The sequence below is a fragment of the Angustibacter aerolatus genome (assembly GCF_054776675.1).
On record NZ_BAAHBM010000153.1, the window covers coordinates 1 to 3,662 of the forward strand.

General features: G+C 77.0%; 4 protein-coding genes and 1 pseudogene. 3 read left to right on the forward strand and 2 right to left on the reverse strand.

What is annotated here, in order from left to right; genetic code table 11:
• Both ACYVI6_RS18245 and ACYVI6_RS18250 read right to left on the reverse strand, forming a co-directional pair.
• Positions 1 to 917, reverse strand: a pseudogene (locus ACYVI6_RS18245) (hypothetical protein); the annotation flags it as partial.
• A gap of 82 nt (positions 918 to 999) precedes the next feature.
• A complete protein-coding gene (locus ACYVI6_RS18250; protein ID WP_460447723.1) occupies positions 1,000 to 1,707 on the reverse strand; it encodes a sigma-70 family RNA polymerase sigma factor in 708 nt (235 codons plus the stop codon).
• Between the two features lie 108 nt (positions 1,708 to 1,815).
• Here ACYVI6_RS18250 and ACYVI6_RS18255 point away from each other — a divergent pair, with 108 nt between their 5' ends.
• From ACYVI6_RS18255 to ACYVI6_RS18265, 3 genes are all read left to right on the forward strand, one after another.
• Entirely contained in the window at positions 1,816 to 2,115 is a 300-nt protein-coding gene (locus tag ACYVI6_RS18255; protein ID WP_284289585.1) for a glutaredoxin family protein, read from the forward strand.
• Between the two features lie 233 nt (positions 2,116 to 2,348).
• Complete coding sequence (locus ACYVI6_RS18260) at positions 2,349 to 3,080, forward strand: redox-sensing transcriptional repressor Rex (RefSeq protein ID WP_460447724.1); 732 nt, start codon at positions 2,349 to 2,351, stop codon at positions 3,078 to 3,080.
• The coding region (locus ACYVI6_RS18265) for a glutamyl-tRNA reductase (protein WP_460447725.1) at positions 3,077 to 3,662 on the forward strand (586 nt) is incomplete at its 3' end. The genes ACYVI6_RS18260 and ACYVI6_RS18265, both read left to right, overlap by 4 nt.

A 3,662-nucleotide genomic window follows, 5' to 3' on the forward strand; every position in this document is an offset into this window, starting at 1 on the left:
GTCGCGAGGTCGACGGCGCCGGCGGCCACCCCGGCCGCCTGCACCAGCTGCACCTGCTGCCCGGTGGCGGCGCGGGCGAGGGCGAGCACGAGGGGCGAGCCGCCGCCCACGGTCTGCGCCGCGCGGCGCAGCGTCTCGGTGACCGCGGCGCACGCGTCGCCGCAGCCGGCCACCACCCGCACCAGGGCGGTCTGCCCGTCGACGAGGGCCTGCCGCAGCCGGTCGAGCGCCGGTTGCGAGCCCTGGGGGAGCGGGCCGAGCGCGTCGAGCCGGCCGGCCGCCTGCCGGGTGGTGTCGGCGAGAGCCTGCAGCCCGTCGGGGTCGGGCAGCCGACCGTCGGCGCGCAGCAGCAGGCGCTGCGCGCCCACCAGGTCGTCGGTGGCGGCGGTCAGCGCGACGTCGACCTGCGCGGACGTCGGGTCGCCGTCCGCGACCAGCCGGTCGACGTCGCCGAGGCGCTGGTCGACCTGGGCCAGCAGCGCCCGGCCGCGCGCGGTGTCGTCGTCGGTCAGCCGCACCAGCGCCTCGCCGACGCCGAGCCGCACGGGGCACAGCCGGTCGCCGGGCAGGGCGCGGGTCGACAGGCCCCCGACCACGGCGATCGCGAGCACGGCGGCGGCCACCAGCGCGCCGAGCAACCGCCGCGGCCGGAGCAGCACGACGGTGACGGGGTCGTGGCCCGCGTGCGGCGTCTCGGCGCGGTGCGGCACCGGCCGCCGCTCGAGCCGCCCGGCCTCGGCGAGCAGGCGTTCGCGCAGGTCGTCGACGAACGCCTCGCGCGGCACGGCGGACGGCGCGGGCAGGCGGCCGGCCAGGCGCACCAGCGGCTCGAGGTCACCGGGCGGCGCGTCACCGGTCAGCGCGCGCTCGAAGGCCTCCGCCTCGCGCCGCGACCTCGCCGAGTGCACCCTCACCACGCCCGCGGCCCTTCGTCCTCGCCGTCCGCGCACAGCACCCCTGCGGCCGGTCGCCCTGCCCAACGAGCCAGCCCCCCGCTGGTCACGGGGCCTCGCCGCCGAGCTCGCGGTGCAGGGCGCGGACGGCGCGCAGCTGCAGCTGCTTCACGGCGCCGGTCGAGCGCCCCAGCACCTCGGCGGTCTCGGCGAGCGACAGCCCCTGCAGGAACCGCAGCGACAGGCACTCCTGCTGCTCGGGGCGCAGCCTTCGCACGGCGTCGAGCAGCCGCTCGTCGCGCAGCCGGGCGAGCACCTCGTCGTCCGGCGCGGGTGAGCGCTCGTCGCCGTCGAGCAGCTCGCCCGTGGTCACCTCGAGGCGGTACCGCGACGACTTCACGTGGTCCATCACGAGGTTGCGGGCGATGGTGACGAACCAGGCGGCGACGTCGCGGCCGGTCCAGGTGAAGGTGTCGATGCGGCGCAGCGCCCGCAGGAACGTCTCGGACGTGAGGTCCTCGGCCACCTGCGGCGAGCCCACCCGGTGCAGCAGGTAGCGGTAGACCGGCCCGACCGAGCGCTCGTAGAGCCGGGCGAACGCCTCGCCGTCGCCGGCCTGCGCGAGCGCCACCAGGGCCCGCACCCGCTCGAGCTCGGCCGGGTCGGGGTCGCCGGCGCCACCGCGGTGCCCGGCCGGGTCGATCGTCGGGGGACCGCCCGCGTCCACGACGGAGAGCAGCTGCCGCAGGGCGCGCAGACCCGTCGCACCGACGCCGGCGTCGGGGCGGTGCGGCAGCGCGAGCGTGCTCAGCATGCCTCCGGACGACGGGTGCCACGGACCGGGCCACTGTAGGCGGCCGACGAGCCGGGGTCGAGGCCGTCGCGTGCGCGCGCAAGGGTCGTCGGGCGATACCCTCGGGCCGTGGCCGACACCGCGAGCGACGCCGCCGAACAGCCCCGCGTGGTCCTCTTCGGGCGCGCCGGCTGCCACCTGTGCGACGAGGCGCGCGACGTCGTCGTCCGGGTCACCGCCGAGACGGGTGCCGCGTGGCACGAGCTCGACGTCGACAGCGTCCCCGGCCTGCAGGCGAAGTACGGCGACCTGGTGCCGGTGGTGCTGGTCGACGGCCAGCAGGTGGGGTACTACCGCATCGACCCCGAGCGGGTGCGCACGGCCCTCGCCGACACCTCTCGCCGGTCGTGGGGACGCTACTGCGGGTGACCCCGGTCACGTGGCCGGGCCTCGCAGCGGGCCGGGCGGCGGAGCCACTTTGTGCGTACGTTCACAAACGCCTATCGTGAGACCCGCCCGCCGCGCCGGGCACCCCGGCCCCCGGTCGGGATGACCGGTCTGCTAGGGCGCGTTGCACGTGTGGAGCAGCCGCACGTATCACCCCGCCCGCGGGGACGTCCTCCTGGTGGGGACCAGCGTCGACCGAGGAGCCCGAACCAGTCGTGAGCGACGAGCCGAGCGCACGCCGGGGCATCCCCGACGCGACGGTCGCCCGCTTGCCCGTGTACCTGCGCGCCCTCGGTGCGCTGGCCGAGCGGGGCACCGCCACGGTCTCGTCGGAGGAGCTCGCCTCGGCGGCCGGCGTCAACTCCGCCAAGCTGCGCAAGGACCTCTCGCACCTGGGCTCCTACGGCACCCGCGGCGTCGGCTACGACGTCGAGTACCTCGTCTACCAGATCTCCCGCGAGCTCGGCCTGACCCAGGACTGGCCCGTCGTCATCGTCGGCATCGGCAACCTGGGGCACGCGCTCGCCGGGTACGCCGGGTTCGCGACCAGGGGCTTCGAGGTCGTCGCGCTCTTCGACAGCGACCCCGCCGTGGTGGGGCAGCAGATCGGCCCGCTCACCGTGCTGCCGCTCGACGCGCTCGAGGCGTTCACCGCCGAGCAGCCGGTGGCGATCGGCGTCGTCGCCACCCCGGCCGGGCCCGCGCAGGCCGTCTGCGACCGGCTGGTCGAGGTCGGCGTCCGCAGCGTGCTGAACTTCGCGCCGGTCGTGCTGCAGGTGCCGCCGGGCGTCGACGTCCGCAAGGTCGACCTGTCGACCGAGCTGCAGATCCTCGCCTTCCACGAGCAGCGCAAGGCCGTCGCCGAGGCGATGGGCCTCGACGACGCGGACGACGACGGCGGCGCCGCCGCGGCGGCCGCCCAGGCGATCTCGGCGGTGACCTCGTGAGCCTGCTCGCCATCGGCGTCTCGCACCGCAGCGCCCCCCTCGACGTGCTCGAGCGGGTCGCGCTCGCCGGCGACGGCGCCGCGCGCCTCGCCGCCACCGCCCGCGCCGGGCAGCACGTCAGCGAGGCCGTCGTGCTGGCCACCTGCAACCGGGTCGAGGTGTACGCCGACGTCGCGACGTTCCACGGCGGCCTGGCCGACCTGGGCGCGGCGCTCGCCGAGGTCACCGGCGTCGACCTGCAGGTGCTCAAGGACCACCTCTACGTGCACTACGCCGACCGCGCCGTCGCGCACCTGTTCACCGTCGCGTGCGGGCTCGACTCGATGGCCGTCGGCGAGGGCCAGGTGCTCGGCCAGCTGCGCCAGGCGCTGCGCTCCGCGCAGTCCAGCGGCGACGCCGGCCGGGTGATGGTGCACCTCGTGCAGCAGGCGCTGCGCGTCGGCAAGCGGGCGCACGCCGAGACCGGCATCGACCGCGCCGGCGCCTCGCTGGTCGGGGCCGCGCTGACCCGCGCCGACCGCGTGCTCGGCCCGCCCGCCGGACGCCGGGTGCTGGTCGTCGGCGCCGGCACGATGGGGCTGC

Bases quoted from the DNA above. Each gene is read 5' to 3' on its own strand.
- ACYVI6_RS18250 (WP_460447723.1), bottom strand. From the start codon at position 1,707: ATGCTGAGCACGCTCGCGCTGCCGCACCGCCCCGACGCCGGCGTCGGT.